Raw genomic sequence first — 16405 nt, 5'->3', positions numbered from 1 at the left:
CCCACCAGCCCCGCGTTCGGAGTGCCCCACCCGAGTTCCGAAACCGACCCGTCCCAGAACCACACGTTCGTGGGACCTGTGAGAGAGCGTGCCCTGTGGCTGACGTACCTGCCGATCTTGCCGCAGTGTGGCCACGCGTACTGGAGAAGCTCCTCGGTGAGGGCCACGGTCAAGGCGTCGAGGTGAAGGACGAGCGCTGGATCAAGCGCTGCCAGCCTCTGGCACTGGTCGCGGACACGGCTCTGCTCGCCGTTCCGAACGAGTTCGCCAAGGGCGTACTGGAGGGTCGTCTCGCGCCGATCGTCAGCGAGACCCTGAGCCGGGAGTGCGGCCGCCCGATCCGTATCGCGATCACCGTCGACAGCTCCGTAGGCGAGCAGCCGCCCCCGCCGGTCCAGCGCCGTTTCGAGGAGCCGGAGCTGCCCTCCGTCCCGGCCCAGAGCCGGGACGGCTACGACAGCAGGGCCCCGTACGACGGGCAGGGGCGCGACGCGCGCGGTGGATACGAGAACCAGAACGCCTACGAGAACAAGAACACGTACGAGCCGCAGAACGGATACGACGGCCAGGCCCGCGACCCCTACGACGGATACGGCCGTCACCGTGCCGAGGACCGCGGCCCGGGACGCGGCGAGCAGCTGGGCGGCGGGGCCGGCGAGCAGTTGCCGCCTCCTCGCTCGGAACACCCCGCCGGCCGTTCCGACCAGCTTCCGACCGCGCGCCCCGCGTATCCGTCCGAGTACCAGCGGCCCGAACCGGGCGCCTGGCCGCGGCCCTCGCAGGACGACTACGGCTGGCAGCAGCAGCGGCTCGGTTTCCCGGAGCGGGATCCCTACGCCTCGCCGTCGTCGGACTACCGCTCGCAGTCGAGGGACCGGTCGCCCTACGACCAGCAGCGTTCCGAGTACGACCAGCACCGCGGCGACTACGACCGGCCGGGTGCCGACTCCGACTATCCGCGCCAGGACCGGCGCGAGCTTCCCGAGCCGCCACCCGGCTCCGGGCACGTGCACCGGGGCGGCCCGGCGAGCAGCGCTCCCGGCCCGCTGGCGGCGCAGCCCGCGCCGGCGTCCGGCCCGGGGGAGCCGACGGCACGCCTGAACCCGAAGTACCTCTTCGACACCTTCGTCATCGGCGCCTCGAACCGTTTCGCGCACGCGGCCGCGGTGGCCGTCGCCGAGGCTCCCGCCAAGGCGTACAACCCCCTCTTCATCTACGGGGAGTCCGGACTCGGCAAGACGCACCTGCTGCACGCGATCGGGCACTACGCGCGCAGTCTCTATCCGGGCACGCGTGTGCGGTACGTGAGCTCGGAGGAGTTCACCAACGAGTTCATCAACTCCATCCGCGACGGCAAGGGCGACAGCTTCCGCAAGCGGTACCGGGAGATGGACATCCTGCTCGTGGACGACATCCAGTTCCTTGCGGACAAGGAGTCGACGCAGGAGGAGTTCTTCCACACCTTCAACACGCTCCACAACGCGAACAAGCAGATCGTGCTCTCCAGCGACCGGCCGCCGAAGCAGCTGGTGACACTGGAGGACCGGCTGCGGAACCGTTTCGAGTGGGGTCTGATCACCGACGTCCAGCCGCCCGAGCTGGAGACGCGGATCGCGATCCTGCGCAAGAAGGCGGTGCAGGAGCAGCTCAACGCCCCGCCGGAGGTGCTGGAGTTCATCGCGTCCCGCATCTCCCGCAACATCCGCGAGCTGGAGGGCGCCCTGATCCGGGTGACGGCGTTCGCGTCGCTCAACCGGCAGCCGGTGGACCTCGGTCTGACCGAGATCGTCCTCAAGGACCTGATCCCTGGCGGCGAGAACGCGTCCCCCGAGATCACGGCCACCGCGATCATGGGCGCGACGGCCGACTACTTCGGCCTCACGGTCGAGGACCTCTGCGGGACCTCTCGCGGCCGCGCCCTCGTGACCGCCCGGCAGATCGCCATGTACCTGTGCCGGGAACTGACCGACCTGTCGCTGCCCAAGATCGGCGCACAGTTCGGCAACCGTGACCACACCACCGTCATGCACGCCGACCGCAAGATCCGCGCGCTCATGGCCGAGCGGCGCTCCATCTACAACCAGGTGACGGAGCTGACGAACCGCATCAAGAACGGCTGACGAAGGGCCGTCGTACGCCGCCGAAGGCGCCCCGGGACGCGTTCCCGAGGGCGCCTTCGGCGTTCTCGGGGCCGGCCTCCGGACGCCGCCGGGCCTGCTTCGGACGCCGTCGCGCCGGCCGTCGGACACCGTCGAGGCGGCTTCCGGACCTCGTCGAGCCGGCTTCGGACGTCGTCGAGCCGGCTTCGGACGTCGTCGAGCCGGCTTCGGACGTCGTCGAGCCGGCTTCGGACGTCGTCGGATTGACATCAGGTGTTCGAATACCAGCCGGGTTACGGCCTCCCTCCACAGATTCGGGGACTTTCTTCCGTCCACACCCTGGGGACCGGGAAGTTATGCAGATCGTGTCCACAGGGGCGCTTGCTGAGGGATCATCAGGCCAGGTCAGTCCCCTGTGGATTCGTGGACGAAAGATCTCCACAGGCTGTGGACGAAGCGATGATCCACAGACTGTGGACGAGGTTGTCCACCGACGGCCCACAGGTCACGCCCGGTTGTCCCCAGTGATCGACGGCTTCTCCACATGCCTGTCCACTGTTCGGCAAGCCAACGCGCTTCCTCACTGTGTCGAGTGAAAGGCGTCACACGAAGTTGCCTGGTTGGGCTGTGGGAAAGACGGGTAAACCTGGGGACGCCGTTGGGGAGAAGTACCCCCGGGCTGTGCACGGTGTGTGCAGAACTTTCCGTTCTCCACAGAGACACCCGGTTGTCCACCGCCTCCACCCACAGGCCCGGTGGACAAAATTTGCCGCCTGAGCTGCGAAAACGAGGTTATCCACGGTTTCCACAGGCCCTACTACTACTCCCAACTAGAGAGAGCTGGGAATCCGTTTCGAAGTGGGTCCTGTGCACAACTCGCTCTTGGCCGCTCGACCGCGCCTCGTCACGACTTGACCCCGAGAGGCTCCGAGTGTCAGTGGTGTGCGTCAGACTGGTCCCCGGTGTCCTTCCCGTCACAGGGACCACCGACACCGAGACAGACGACGAAGCCAGGCAGGGCGAGAAGCGCCGGCAGCAGCAGGAGGCGGCAACAGTGAAGATCCGGGTGGAACGCGACGTACTCGCGGAGGCCGTGGCCTGGGCGGCGCGCAGCCTCCCGGCACGGCCGCCGGCGCCTGTCCTCGCCGGCCTCCTTCTGAAGGCCGAGGAAGGCCAGCTGAGCCTCTCCAGCTTCGACTACGAGGTCTCCGCCCGGGTCTCCGTGGAGGCGGAGGTCGACGAGGAAGGCACGGTGCTCGTCTCCGGCCGCCTGCTCGCCGACATCTGCCGCGCCCTGCCCAACCGGCCGGTGGAGATCTCCACGGACGGTGTACGGGCCACGGTGGTCTGCGGCTCCTCGCGGTTCACCCTCCACACACTGCCTGTGGAGGAATACCCGTCCCTGCCGCAGATGCCGAACGCCACGGGCACCGTCCCCGGCGAGGTCTTCGCCTCCGCCGCCGCCCAGGTCGCCATCGCGGCCGGGCGGGACGACACGCTGCCCGTCCTCACCGGTGTGCGCATCGAGATCGAGGGCGACACGGTCACGCTGGCCTCCACCGACCGCTACCGCTTCGCGGTCCGCGAGTTCCTGTGGAAGCCGGAGAACCCCGAGGCGTCCGCGGTCGCCCTGGTCCCCGCCAAGACGCTCCTGGACACCGCCAAGGCCCTCACTAGCGGCGACAGCGTCATCCTGGCGCTCTCCGGATCGGGCTCGGGCGAAGGGCTGATCGGTTTCGAGGGCGCGGGCCGTCGTACGACCACGCGGCTGCTGGAGGGCGACCTCCCGAAGTACCGCACCCTGTTCCCGACCGAGTTCAACAGCGTGGCCGTCATCGAGACCGCGCCCTTCGTCGAGGCCGTCAAGCGCGTGGCCCTGGTCGCCGAGCGGAACACCCCGGTGCGGCTCAGCTTCGAGCAGGGCGTGCTGATCCTGGAGGCCGGCTCCAGCGACGACGCACAGGCTGTGGAAAGGGTCGACGCGCAGCTGGAGGGCGACGACATCTCGATCGCCTTCAACCCCACGTTCCTGCTGGACGGCCTGAGCGCCATCGACTCCCCGGTCGCCCAGCTGTCGTTCACCACGTCCACCAAGCCCGCGCTGCTCAGCGGCAAGCCGGCTCTCGACGCCGAGGCGGACGAGGCCTACAAGTACCTGATCATGCCGGTGCGGCTCAGCGGCTGACCGGCCGGACACCGCCGCGGCTCGGCCGCGGCGGTGTCCACAGGGCTGTGGGTTCCGGTGGAGGGCCCTCGGTACGAAGCCGCAGGTCGGGGGCTACTTATGAGCGGGTATGCCCACAGGTGTGCGTGAGCGTCCGGGTCTAGGCTCGTGGGTGGGTACGCAAGTGCCCACACGCACACGTCGCAACCTAAGGAACCACTGATGGAGCTCGGTCTCGTCGGCCTCGGCAAGATGGGCGGGAACATGCGCGAGCGCATCCGCCGCGCAGGCCACACCGTCATCGGATACGACCGGAACCCGGATCTCGCCGATGTCCACAGCCTGGAAGAGCTTGTGGGCAAGCTCCACGGCCCGCGGGTCGTGTGGGTGATGGTCCCGGCCGGTGCCGCCACCCAGTCGACCGTCGACGAGCTGGCCGAACTGCTGCAGCCCGGGGACGTCGTCGTGGACGGCGGGAACTCCCGGTGGACCGACGACGAGAAGCACGCCGAGCAGCTGGCCGCCAAGGGCATAGGCTTCGTCGACTGCGGTGTCTCCGGCGGCGTCTGGGGACTGGAGAACGGCTACGCGCTGATGTACGGCGGTGACGCGGAGAACGTCGCCAAGGTGCAGCCGGTGCTCGACGCGCTGAAGCCCGAGGGCGACCTCGGGGCGGTGCACGCCGGCAAGGTCGGCGCCGGGCACTTCGCGAAGATGGTCCACAACGGCATCGAGTACGCGATGATGCAGGCGTACGCCGAGGGCTGGGAGCTCCTGGAGAAGGCCGACTCGGTGACGGACGTCCGCGAGGTCTTCCGTTCCTGGCAGGACGGCACGGTCATCCGCTCCTGGCTGCTCGACCTGGCGGTGAACGCCCTCGACGAGGACGAGCACCTGGACCGGCTGAAGGGGTACGCGCAGGACTCCGGCGAGGGCCGGTGGACCGTGGAGGCCGCCATCGACCACGCCGTGCCGCTGCCCGCGATCACGGCCTCGCTCTTCGCGCGGTTCGCGTCGCGCCAGGAGGACTCTCCACAGATGAAGATGATCGCGGCGCTGCGGAACCAGTTCGGCGGCCACGCGGTCGAGACGAAGTAGCCCGCGCGACCGGCGCGACCGACGGCAGGACGAACACGCCAAGGTCGACACGCGGTCGTCCACAGGGCCGCACGGCGGTCCACAACCCTGGGGGAGGTCGGCACCCGACCATGCACGTCACGCATCTGTCGCTGGCCGACTTCCGCTCGTACGCCCGGGTCGAGGTCCCGCTCGACCCGGGCGTCACCGCGTTCGTGGGGCCCAACGGGCAGGGCAAGACGAACCTGGTCGAGGCGGTCGGCTACCTCGCGACCCTCGGCAGCCACCGGGTCTCGTCGGACGCTCCGCTGGTCCGCATGGGCGCCGACCGCGCGGTCGTCCGGGCGCAGGTGCGGCAGGGCGAGCGGCAGCAGCTGGTCGAACTGGAGCTGAACCCGGGCAAGGCGAACCGGGCCCGCATCAACAGGTCGTCGCAGGTCAGACCGCGTGACGTGCTCGGCATCGTACGGACGGTGCTGTTCGCGCCGGAGGACCTCGCCCTGGTCAAGGGCGACCCCGGCGAACGACGGCGCTTCCTCGACGAGCTGATCACCGCGCGCTCCCCGCGCATGGCGGGTGTGCGCTCCGACTACGAGCGGGTCCTCAAGCAGCGCAACACGCTCCTGAAGTCGGCAGCCCTGGCCCGCCGGCACGGCGGCCGCACCATGGACCTGTCCACGCTCGACGTGTGGGACCAGCACCTCGCGCGCGTGGGCGCCGACCTGCTCGCCCAGCGCCTGGACCTGGTCGCAGCGATCCAGCCGCTCGCCGACAAGGCGTACGAGCAACTGGCACCCGGGGGCGGTCCGGTGGGCCTGGAGTACAGACCCTCGTCCCCCGGGCTGGTCGGGCACGCGCGCGAGGAGCTGTACGAGCAGCTGACGGCCGCCCTCACGGAGAGCCGCAAGCAGGAGATCGAGCGGGGCGTCACCCTGGTGGGACCCCACCGGGACGATGTGACGCTCAAGCTGGGTCAGCTGCCCGCCAAGGGCTACGCCTCCCACGGCGAGTCCTGGTCCTACGCCCTGGCCCTCAGGCTGGCCTCCTACGACCTGCTGCGGGCCGAGGGGAACGAGCCGGTGCTGATCCTCGACGACGTCTTCGCCGAGCTGGACAGCCGCCGGCGGGAGCGGCTGGCGGAACTGGTCGCGCCGGGCGAGCAGGTCCTGGTGACCGCCGCGGTCGACGACGACGTACCGGACGTACTGACGGGGGCGCGCTACGTCGTGTCCGACGGGACGGTGGAGCGCGTATGAGCGGATCCGGGGCGACCCCGACACCTCACGAGCCCTCCGGCGTGGACCTCGCGCGCGTGGCACTGCGTGCGGCGAAGGAGGCCGCACGCGCGCGTGGTGAGGCCACACAGCAGAAGAAGCAGGCCAGGCGCGGTGGCGGGCTGCGGTCCGGCGCCCGTGCCGACGGCCGCGATCCCATGCCGCTGGGCCCCGCGATCAACCGCCTGATCACCGAGCGGGGCTGGGAGACCCCGGCGGCCGTCGGCGGGGTCATGGGCCGGTGGCCGCAGATCGTCGGCGAGGACCTGGCCAGACGGTGCGTGCCGGAGCGGTACGACGAGGACGAGCGGGTCCTGCACGTGCGGTGCGACTCGACGGCGTGGGCGACGAACGTGCGGCTGCTGGCTCCGCAACTGGTCGCCCGGCTCAACGAGGATCTGGGGCACGGCACCGTACGGCTGCTGAAGGTGCACGGTCCCGCGGGTTCCGCCCGTCGCTACGGGCCCCTGCGGGCCCCGGGAAGCACGGGTCCCGGCGATACCTACGGGTGACCGTAGTCACATTTCCGGGTGCTGTCGCGCCTGTCACCGGGGGGTCCGCGCGGCCCCGTCCACAGCTGTGCGCTCCGGCGCATGCCAAGGCGTGCGGTTGCGAACACGGACGTGACCCGGGAGTAGCAAAGGGTTGACACCCGGAAGCGCTGAGTGCCGCTGTGAGCCTCTTGGAGCCCCGCTCCCCATATGGGGAGTCGGGAGAGACCGGTTCAGGGCGGCACATGCGGACTCAGGTACCGGCAAACCCCCATCACTGTCGGCGCTACCGGTAGACTGGAGAAGAATCCCGCCCGTTTCGCGGGGATCGCTTCGGAAACACCGTTCACCCCAGACAAAGGCTTCCACCGCAACGCCGCAGCCGGCCCGGCAAACCCGCCGGGAGCCTGGCTTGTGCTGTGCCAGAAAGGGCGCTTCGTGGCCGATTCCGGCAACCCCAACGAGAACATCCTGTCCACCGAGGCCCCGGCCGGAGTCGCCGAGGCCTCGGCCACGGCGTACGACGCCAGCGCCATCACCGTCCTCGAAGGCCTGGACGCGGTCCGCAAGCGGCCCGGTATGTACATCGGTTCCACCGGTGAGCGCGGACTGCACCACCTGGTGCAAGAGGTCGTCGACAACTCGGTCGACGAGGCACTGGCCGGCCACGCGGACACCATCGACGTCACGATCCTCGCCGACGGCGGCGTGCGGGTCGTCGACAACGGCCGTGGCATCCCGGTCGGCATCGTCCCCTCCGAGGGCAAGCCGGCCGTCGAGGTCGTGCTGACGGTCCTGCACGCGGGCGGCAAGTTCGGGGGCGGCGGCTACGCGGTCTCCGGCGGTCTGCACGGTGTGGGTGTCTCCGTCGTGAACGCCCTGTCGACCAGGGTCTCCGTCGAGATCAAGACCGACGGCCACCGCTGGACCCAGGACTACAAGTTGGGCGTCCCGACGGCCCCGCTTGCCCAGCACGAGGCCACGGACGAGCACGGCACCACGGTCACCTTCTGGGCCGACCCGGACATCTTCGAGACCACGGAGTACTCCTTCGAGACGCTCTCGCGGCGTTTCCAGGAGATGGCGTTCCTCAACAAGGGTCTGCGGATCAACCTCGCCGACGAGCGCGAGTCGGCGAAGGCCACGGCCGGGGCGGACGAGGCGGGCGAGGACGAGAAGCACGAGGTCAAGAGCGTCTCGTACCACTACGAGGGCGGCATCGTCGACTTCGTGAAGTACCTCAACTCCCGCAAGGGCGACGTGGTGCACCCCACCGTGATCGACCTGGAGGCCGAGGACAAGGACAGGAGCCTGTCCCTCGAACTCGCGATGCAGTGGAACAGCGGTTACACCGAGGGTGTCTACTCCTTCGCGAACATCATCCACACGCACGAGGGCGGTACGCACGAGGAGGGCTTCCGCGCGGCGCTGACGAACCTGGTCAACAAGTACGCGCGCGAGAAGAAGCTTCTGCGGGAGAAGGACGACAACCTCACGGGCGACGACATCCGCGAGGGCCTGACGGCGATCATCTCGGTGAAGCTGAGCGAACCGCAGTTCGAGGGCCAGACCAAGACCAAGCTGGGCAACACCGAGGTGAAGACCTTCGTCCAGAAGGTCGTCTACGAGCACCTGAACGACTGGCTGGACCGCAACCCGGTCGAGGCGGCGGACATCGTCCGCAAGGGCATCCAGGCGGCCACCGCGCGCGTGGCGGCCCGCAAGGCCCGGGACCTCACCCGCCGCAAGGGCCTCCTGGAGACGGCGTCGCTGCCGGGCAAGCTCTCCGACTGCCAGTCGAACGACCCCATCAAGTGCGAGATCTTCATCGTCGAGGGTGACTCCGCCGGCGGTTCGGCCAAGTCCGGCCGGAACCCCGAGTACCAGGCGATCCTCCCGATCCGCGGCAAGATCCTCAACGTGGAGAAGGCCCGGATCGACAAGATCCTGCAGAACCAGGAGATCCAGGCGCTGATCTCGGCCTTCGGCACCGGAGTCCACGAGGACTTCGACATCGAGAAGCTGCGCTATCACAAGATCATCCTGATGGCGGACGCCGACGTCGACGGCCAGCACATCAACACCCTGCTGCTGACCTTCCTGTTCCGCTTCATGCGGCCCCTGGTCGAGGCCGGGCACGTGTTCCTGTCCCGCCCGCCGCTCTACAAGATCAAGTGGGGGCGCGAGGACATCGAGTACGCGTACTCCGACCGCGAGCGCGACGCGCTCATCGAGATGGGCCGGCAGCGCGGCAAGCGCATCCGGGAGGACTCGATCCAGCGCTTCAAGGGCCTCGGCGAGATGAACGCCGAGGAACTGCGCATCACGACGATGGACCAGGAGCACCGCGTCCTCGGCCAGGTCACGCTCGACGACGCAGCCCAGGCCGACGACCTGTTCTCGGTTCTGATGGGTGAGGACGTCGAGGCCCGTCGCGCGTTCATCCAGCGCAACGCCAAGGACGTCCGCTTCCTCGACATCTGAGTCGGTCTCAGCTGACCGCACCAGGAAGGATCTTCACCGGCCATGGCCGACCAGAACACTCCAGTGACGCCCGAAGAGAGCGGCGAGACCGTCCAGCGCGTCGAGCCCGTCGGGCTCGAGACCGAGATGCAGCGCTCGTACCTCGACTACGCGATGTCCGTCATCGTGTCCCGCGCGCTGCCCGACGTACGCGACGGTCTCAAGCCCGTCCACCGCCGCGTCCTGTACGCGATGTACGACGGCGGCTACCGGCCCGAGAAGGGCTTCTACAAATGTGCCCGTGTCGTCGGCGACGTCATGGGCAACTACCACCCGCACGGTGACTCCTCGATCTACGACGCGCTGGTCCGCCTCGCGCAGCCGTGGTCGATGCGGATGCCGCTGGTGGACTCCAACGGCAACTTCGGTTCACCGGGCAACGACCCGGCGGCGGCCATGCGCTACACCGAGTGCAAGATGGCGCCGCTGTCGATGGAGATGGTCCGTGACATCGACGAGGACACCGTCGACTTCACGGACAACTACGACGGCCGCTCCCAGGAGCCGACCGTCCTGCCCGCCCGCTTCCCGAACCTGCTGATCAACGGCTCGGCCGGTATCGCGGTCGGCATGGCGACCAACATCCCGCCGCACAACCTCCGCGAGGTCGCGGCCGGCGCCCAGTGGTACCTGGAGAACCCCGAGGCCTCCCACGAGGACCTCCTGGACGCGCTGATCGAGCGCATCAAGGGCCCCGACTTCCCGACCGGCGCCCTGGTGGTCGGCCGCAAGGGCATCGAGGAGGCGTACCGCACGGGCCGTGGCTCCATCACGATGCGCGCGGTCGTCGAGGTCGAGGAGATCCAGAACCGCCAGTGTCTGGTGGTCACGGAGCTGCCCTACCAGACCAACCCCGACAACCTCGCGCAGAAGATCGCCGACCTCGTGAAGGACGGCAAGATCGGCGGCATCGCGGACGTCCGTGACGAGACGTCGTCCCGCACGGGACAGCGTCTGGTCATCGTCCTGAAGCGCGACGCGGTCGCCAAGGTCGTGCTGAACAACCTGTACAAGCACACGGACCTGCAGACCAACTTCGGCGCCAACATGCTGGCGCTGGTCGACGGTGTGCCGCGCACCCTCTCCCTGGACGCGTTCATCCGCCACTGGGTGACGCACCAGATCGAGGTCATCGTCCGCCGTACGAAGTTCCGGCTGCGCAAGGCCGAGGAGCGGGCGCACATCCTGCGCGGCCTGCTGAAGGCCCTGGACGCCATCGACGAGGTCATCGCGCTCATCCGGCGCAGCGACACCGTCGATATCGCGCGCACGGGCCTGATGGACCTCCTGGAGATCGACGAGATCCAGGCGAACGCCATCCTCGAGATGCAGCTGCGCCGCCTCGCCGCCCTGGAGCGCCAGAAGATCATCCAGGAGCACGACGAACTTCAGGCCAAGATCCGCGAGTACAACGAGATCCTCGCCTCCCCGGTCCGCCAGCGCGGCATCGTCAGCGCGGAACTCGCCGCGATCGTGGAGAAGTTCGGCGACGACCGCAAGACGATGCTGGTCCCCTACGACGGTGACATGTCCATCGAGGACCTCATCGCCGAGGAGGACATCGTCGTCACCGTCTCGCGCGGTGGTTACGTCAAGCGGACCAAGACGGTGGACTACCGCGCGCAGAAGCGCGGCGGCAAGGGCGTGCGCGGTACGAAGCTCAAGGAAGACGACATCGTCGACCACTTCTTCGTGTCCACGACCCACCACTGGCTGCTGTTCTTCACCAACAAGGGCCGTGTCTACCGGGCCAAGGCCTACGAGCTGCCGGACGCCGGACGTGACGCGCGTGGACAGCACGTCGCCAACCTGTTGGCCTTCCAGCCGGACGAGGCGATCGCGGAGATCCTCGCGATCCGCGACTACGAGGCAACGCCCTACCTGGTGCTCGCCACCAAGGGCGGACTGGTGAAGAAGACGCCTCTGAAAGATTACGATTCGCCCCGTTCCGGCGGTGTCATCGCCATCAACCTCCGTGAAAAGGAGGACGGTTCCGACGACGAACTGATCGGAGCCGAACTCGTATCGCCAAACGATGACATCCTTCTGATCAGCAAGAAGGCACAATCGATCCGCTTCACCGCGACGGACGAGGCACTGCGGCCCATGGGCCGTGCCACCTCGGGTGTCAAGGGCATGAGTTTCCGCGAGGGCGACGAGCTGCTCTCGATGAATGTTGTTCGACCCGGTACGTTCGTGTTCACTGCCACAGACGGCGGGTACGCGAAGCGGACCAACGTCGACGAGTACCGCGTCCAGGGTCGCGGCGGCCTCGGTATCAAGGCCGCCAAGATCGTCGAGGACCGCGGCTCGCTCGTCGGCGCGCTGGTGGTCGAGGAGACCGACGAGATCCTCGCCATCACGCTGTCGGGCGGTGTGATTCGTACGCGAGTCAACGAGATCAGGGAAACCGGCCGTGACACCATGGGCGTCCAACTGATCAACCTGGGCAAGCGCGATGCCGTCGTCGGCATCGCTCGTAACGCCGAGGCGGGGCGGGAGGCGGAGGAGGTCGACGGCGACGAGGCCGTGGACGAGACCGCCGAGGGTGCCGCGACGACCGGTACGGACGAGGGTGAGGCGCCCTCGTCCGAGTAGCACGAGGAGTGAGTCAGCGTGAGCGGAGCCACGGGCGCGGGATCGTCCGGTACTTCGGCCGGCACTTCGACCGGGTCGGAGGCGGACGGCGGCGGCCGTGGCTCCGCCGCGCGTGCGATGGACACGCACACGACCCAACTGAAAGCGATCAAGGGCGCGACCGACTCGGCTCCGCCCGCGCCGTCGCTCGACAAGGCCGGACCCCAGGGGGGAACCGTGACGGAGACCCGTGGTGCGCAGGCCCAGCAGCCCGCGCCGGGCGGCACGGCCGCGGGCGGGTCGAGCCGCCCGGCTCCCCCGCAGGCCACCGCCCAGGCGCAGGCCGGCGGCTCCGCACTGCCCGGTGAGCGGCAGTCGCAGCAGCAGGCCGGCCCGTACCACCCGCCGCAGGCGTACCCGTCGGCTCCGGACGGTTCGCGCCAGCCGCGCCCGGCAGCGCGCACGGCACCTCGGACGCGCAAGGCGCGGCTGAGAGTGGCCAAGGCCGACCCGTGGTCCGTGATGAAGGTCAGCTTCCTGCTCTCCATCGCCCTCGGTATCTGCACGGTCGTCGCGGCCGCGGTGCTGTGGATGGTCATGAACGCGATGGGCGTGTTCTCCACGGTCGGCGCCACCATCTCCGAGGCGACCGGCTCGAACGAGTCCAACGGCTTCGACCTGCAGTCGTTCCTGTCCCTGCCCAACGTGCTCGTGTTCACCACGATCATCGCGGTCATCGACGTCGTCCTCGCGACCGCACTCGCCACGCTCGGCGCCTTCATCTACAACATCTCCGCGGCCTTCGTCGGCGGCATCGAGCTGACGCTCGCCGAGGACGAGTGAGCACGGCGACCACTTAGGAACGGCCCCCGGGGACGGCGTCGAACGCCGTCCCCGTCAGGGTGCCCGACCGCCCCGCGGCTCCCCTCCGGGTATCGATTTTGGGACTCCCCACGTCGTGCGCTAATCTTCAGGAGTCAGCGCGCGGGACACACACCGCACAGCGCGGCGGGGCTATAGCTCAGTTGGTTAGAGCGCATCCCTGATAAGGATGAGGCCACAGGTTCAAATCCTGTTAGCCCCACCAGCATGAAGACCCTCAACCGATGACGGTTGGGGGTCTTCGTCGTTCCCGGCCTCGACCGGTGATCGATGGGTGGTGACGCAGGAACCCCCGGCCATTCCGGCCGGGGGTTCCTGGTGTTCTGCGTCTGTTCGGCGGGGCGTCGTACGCAAGATCGCCACGGGGGTCGTGCGGGTCTGCTGCCTGAGTGGATCAGCGCTGGAGGGGTGGGGCGGGCCGTTCGGCCTGCGGGAAGCCGGACCGCAGGGCGGTGGTGTTCGCGGCGTCCGTGGCATTCCTGGCTTCCGATTCCAGGAGCGCGCGATGGCGGCAGGAGGGCGAGGAGCCGTGGGCCTCGGCGCGGATGCGTTGCTTCATCGTGGGGGGCAGGGCGCGATCGTGGGGCCGGACCGGCAAGACCGTCGCCGGCAGCGTCGTGGGGGCCGCGCAGTTGCGGGTGGTGCCGGTCTGCGGTACCGCGGCCGATGCCGTGGTCGTGATCAGGCCGAGTGCCGTGCACAGCGCCAGGACGGCGGTGACGACCGCGGTCCACAGCTTCATGACCTTGTTCTGGGCCATGGCCCCTCACTTTCGGGTTGGGCGATTTGCGTACTTTCCTCATGATGTGTATGTGGGCTCTGGAATCGTGTACCGACGCCCGTGGCGTGTGGATCGTCGGATCAACACCACTCGGATGGCCGCAAGGGGCTCGGGAAGCTCCAGGAAGCCTGTGCGGGGGCGTAGGGGTGGCGCGGGGCCGCGGCGGCCGTGCGGGCCCCGGACGCCGCGGGGGCCGCGAAGGTGGCAGGGCGGGGGCGTGGGCGTCGGAGGTGCGGCGGGGTGGATGTCCTGCGGGTTCGCGCCGAGTGTGGGAGAGGTGGGGGACCTGTGTGATGAACCTGCGATCGGAACGGTCGCATCCGGTTCTACTGCGGTCCTCCCGGCGGCAGTTGAGGGGCGGGACGCAGGTCACCGATCGGTATCGGTCGGTGTGTATAGTCGGGCGCCAGAGGTCCCCTACGTCAAGGAAAGACGAGGTCGCGCGGTGAAGAAGCTTCTCCTGGTCGCACTGGCCGCCATCGGCGGGCTCCTCGTGTACCGCCAGATCCAGGCGGATCGCGCCGAGCAGGACCTGTGGACGGAGGCTACTGACTCCGTGCCCACGGGTTCGTGAACATCGACATCAGTCTCAGAGCAGACCCCGGCCGCGCTCGCGGTCGGGGTTTTGTGTCGTTCGGGCGCTTCGCCCGCGTCCCCTCGGTCCTCCACGAGTGTGTCGCCGACACCGGATTCGCCTTGGCGAACGATGTGCTTGCCGAAGCAAAGCGAGGGGCCGGGTAGCGGCTGTTTTCGGCCGCTCCTTGCCCTGAACGAGGGCACCGGCGGGCACGGCCCGGCAGGATGGGCGCATTCACTCCAGGCTTTCTTCCACGCTTTCTTCCGGATGGCTCTTCCGGACGGCTCTTCTGGGCGGTTCTTCCGGGCTTTCCCGCGGGCTTCGACTCCGGAGCCGCGACTTCGGACTACGACGAGGGGTGGCGCTAGATGGGGCGGCGCACGGTCGGGTGGCGAACTGTGGCGGCCGTGGGGGCGGCTCTGTGCGCGACGATCACGACGGCCGGGCCCGCGGCCGGCGCCGACGACCTCACGCCGTACGCCTATGCGGAGGGCGCGAAAACGGTTGAGGGCGCCACGAGCAGCACGGGTGCCGCGCGGCTGGCGGCCGGCGGGACCTACCGCAGTTCCATAGGTCCGGGCGGCAAGCTCTACTACCGCCTCGACCTCGATGCCGCCGCGAACGCGTACGTCTCGGCCACCGTCGTACCCGCCGCCGGAGCCGCGGTCGCTTCGGCAGACGGCATCAGGGTGTCCCTGCAGGACGCCGACGCGCATCGCTGCTCGTACGAGACCGCCCGCTTCGGTCCGACCCGCAGCGCGCACCCCGTGACTGCCTGGGCCTCGCGCGAGATCGGCAGCGACGAGTACATGTGTCAGGAGGCGGGGACCTACTACGTCGTCGTGGAACGGGTCGGTGCCGGAGGGGGCGCGGGAGCGGGAACGGGGGTGGGAACCGGTACGGGAGGCGGTACGGGGACGAGTGCGGACTCGGGTTCCGGGACGGCTGCCGGATCGGTGTCGGGCTCGTCCTCGGAGGGCTCGACTGAGAAGTGGGGGCTGGAGCTCGGCTTCGTGTCGGAGCCCGCCGTGACGAAGGGGGGCCCGACGAGTGCCCCCGAGAACTTCGACTCCGCACCGCCGGAAGAACTGTCCGGCGACCCCGAGCGTCGGCGCGGCGGGAGCGGTTTCGCCACGGCGAGTCCTGTGGGGCAGGGCGTTTGGCGGGACGCGGTCGGGATCAGGACCGGGGAGACGCTGTTCTACAAGGTGCCCGTGGGCTGGGGACAGCAGCTCCACGTCACCGCCGATCTGGGCAGCGCGACAGGCGGCGACGGGTACGTGGGCAACGCGTTCGTCATGTCGCTCTACAACCCCGTACGTGGCCTCGTGGACGACAGGACCGCCAACTACGGAGGTGAACAACGGTCCACCTCCCTCGACCCGCTCCCGCCCGTGGCGTACGAGAACCGTTTCTCCCTCGACGGCGAAGTGGGCGGGATGCGGTTCGCGGGCTGGTACTACGTGGCCCTGCATCTCGGGGCCTCGGTCGCGGACCGGTACGGCGAGGAGCCTCTCGGACTGACCCTGAGGGTGCGGCTGGAGGGCCGGGCCGGGACCGGGCCGGGATATCTCGGTACCTCGGAGCCGCGCGGAGTCTTCGAGGTCACCGCGTACGACCAGGAGGCCGCGGAGAAGGGGACCACGGGGGAGACGCTGGACGGTGCGGGGGGCGGTGGCGACGACGTGGACGCTGCAGGCGGCGGCAAGGGTTCCGGCGACTCCTCCGGCGGGGACCGGCGCCTTGCCATGACGGTCGTCGCGGCGGGTGGCATCGGTACGGGGAGCCTCCTGGTGTTCGGCCTCGTGGTGTGGACCCTCGTGGCGCGCAGGCGGGCATCCGCCGAGGTGAGGGGGAGGACGAAGCCGACGGCGGGGGCGGATGCCCAGGCCGGGCGGCCTCAGGCGGGCGCGGTGGCTCGGGGGCGGCACGGGGCATCCCGGGGGCGGTGAGGCGTGGC

The 16405-nt window shown here is 69.1% G+C and carries 11 protein-coding genes and 1 tRNA gene; 11 read left to right on the top strand and 1 reads right to left on the bottom strand.

The genetic code is table 11. From position 1 onward, the window contains the following. Positions 1-95: 95 nt before the first annotated feature. The 9 genes from dnaA (at position 96) to SCAB_RS21735 (ending at position 13292) form a co-directional block, all read left to right on the top strand. The gene (gene dnaA / locus SCAB_RS21775) at positions 96-2120 is read left to right on the top strand and encodes a chromosomal replication initiator protein DnaA (protein ID WP_013002245.1); all 2025 of its coding nucleotides are present in this window, start codon (positions 96-98) and stop codon (positions 2118-2120) included. A 1033-nt stretch (positions 2121-3153) separates the two neighbouring features. After that, positions 3154-4284 carry a DNA polymerase III subunit beta gene (gene dnaN / locus SCAB_RS21770; RefSeq protein WP_013002244.1) on the top strand — a complete coding sequence of 377 codons (1131 nt, stop codon included), beginning with the start codon at positions 3154-3156 and terminating at the stop codon, positions 4282-4284. Between the two features lie 201 nt (positions 4285-4485). Continuing rightward, positions 4486-5361 (top strand): phosphogluconate dehydrogenase (NAD(+)-dependent, decarboxylating), encoded by an 876-nt coding sequence (gene gnd / locus SCAB_RS21765; protein ID WP_013002243.1) that lies wholly within the window; start codon positions 4486-4488, stop codon positions 5359-5361. A 110-nt stretch (positions 5362-5471) separates the two neighbouring features. After that, positions 5472-6596 carry a DNA replication/repair protein RecF gene (gene recF, locus SCAB_RS21760; RefSeq protein ID WP_013002242.1) on the top strand — a complete coding sequence of 375 codons (1125 nt, stop codon included), beginning with the start codon at positions 5472-5474 and terminating at the stop codon, positions 6594-6596. After that, on the top strand, positions 6593-7126 hold the full coding sequence (locus SCAB_RS21755) for a DUF721 domain-containing protein (RefSeq protein ID WP_173402894.1): 534 nt from the start codon (positions 6593-6595) through the stop codon (positions 7124-7126). The genes recF and SCAB_RS21755 overlap by 4 nt, the downstream gene beginning before the upstream one ends. 417 nt (positions 7127-7543) lie before the next feature. Then, positions 7544-9589: a DNA topoisomerase (ATP-hydrolyzing) subunit B gene (gyrB, locus tag SCAB_RS21750; protein WP_013002240.1), complete on the top strand. Its 2046-nt coding sequence runs from the start codon at positions 7544-7546 to the stop codon at positions 9587-9589. 42 nt (positions 9590-9631) lie between these two features. Next, on the top strand, positions 9632-12226 hold the full coding sequence (gene gyrA / locus SCAB_RS21745; RefSeq protein ID WP_013002239.1) for a DNA gyrase subunit A: 2595 nt from the start codon (positions 9632-9634) through the stop codon (positions 12224-12226). Between the two features lie 18 nt (positions 12227-12244). Further along, entirely contained in the window at positions 12245-13048 is an 804-nt protein-coding gene (locus tag SCAB_RS21740) for a DUF3566 domain-containing protein (RefSeq protein WP_037726053.1), read from the top strand. A gap of 167 nt (positions 13049-13215) precedes the next feature. Beyond that, a tRNA-Ile gene (locus SCAB_RS21735) sits at positions 13216-13292 on the top strand. A gap of 189 nt (positions 13293-13481) precedes the next feature. Here SCAB_RS21735 and SCAB_RS21730 read toward each other — a convergent pair. Continuing rightward, positions 13482-13847 carry a DUF6344 domain-containing protein gene (locus tag SCAB_RS21730; RefSeq protein ID WP_013002237.1) on the bottom strand — a complete coding sequence of 122 codons (366 nt, stop codon included), beginning with the start codon at positions 13845-13847 and terminating at the stop codon, positions 13482-13484. Between the two features lie 466 nt (positions 13848-14313). On the opposite strand from SCAB_RS21730, the gene SCAB_RS45130 reads away from it, so the two are divergent. Next, positions 14314-14442 (top strand): DLW-39 family protein, encoded by a 129-nt coding sequence (locus tag SCAB_RS45130; RefSeq protein WP_003999697.1) that lies wholly within the window; start codon positions 14314-14316, stop codon positions 14440-14442. A gap of 410 nt (positions 14443-14852) precedes the next feature. Further along, a complete protein-coding gene (locus SCAB_RS21725; RefSeq protein ID WP_231885106.1) occupies positions 14853-16397 on the top strand; it encodes a hypothetical protein in 1545 nt (514 codons plus the stop codon). The last annotated feature ends 8 nt before the right edge of the window (positions 16398-16405 follow it).

The sequence above is a fragment of the Streptomyces scabiei 87.22 genome (assembly GCF_000091305.1).
Lineage (GTDB): Bacteria > Actinomycetota > Actinomycetes > Streptomycetales > Streptomycetaceae > Streptomyces > Streptomyces scabiei.
The sequence above is the reverse complement of the archived record's forward strand: the minus strand, read 5'-3'. Positions and strand labels throughout refer to the sequence as shown.

Excerpts from the sequence above, each read along its gene's own strand:
- recF (WP_013002242.1), top strand. The coding sequence starts at position 5,472 with ATGCACGTCACGCATCTGTCGCTGGCCGACTTCCGCTCGTACGCCCGG.
- SCAB_RS21730 (WP_013002237.1), bottom strand. The coding sequence starts at position 13,847 with ATGGCCCAGAACAAGGTCATGAAGCTGTGGACCGCGGTCGTCACCGCC.
- SCAB_RS21755 (WP_173402894.1), top strand. The coding sequence starts at position 6,593 with ATGAGCGGATCCGGGGCGACCCCGACACCTCACGAGCCCTCCGGCGTG.
- gnd (WP_013002243.1), top strand. The coding sequence starts at position 4,486 with ATGGAGCTCGGTCTCGTCGGCCTCGGCAAGATGGGCGGGAACATGCGC.
- gyrA (WP_013002239.1), top strand. The coding sequence starts at position 9,632 with ATGGCCGACCAGAACACTCCAGTGACGCCCGAAGAGAGCGGCGAGACC.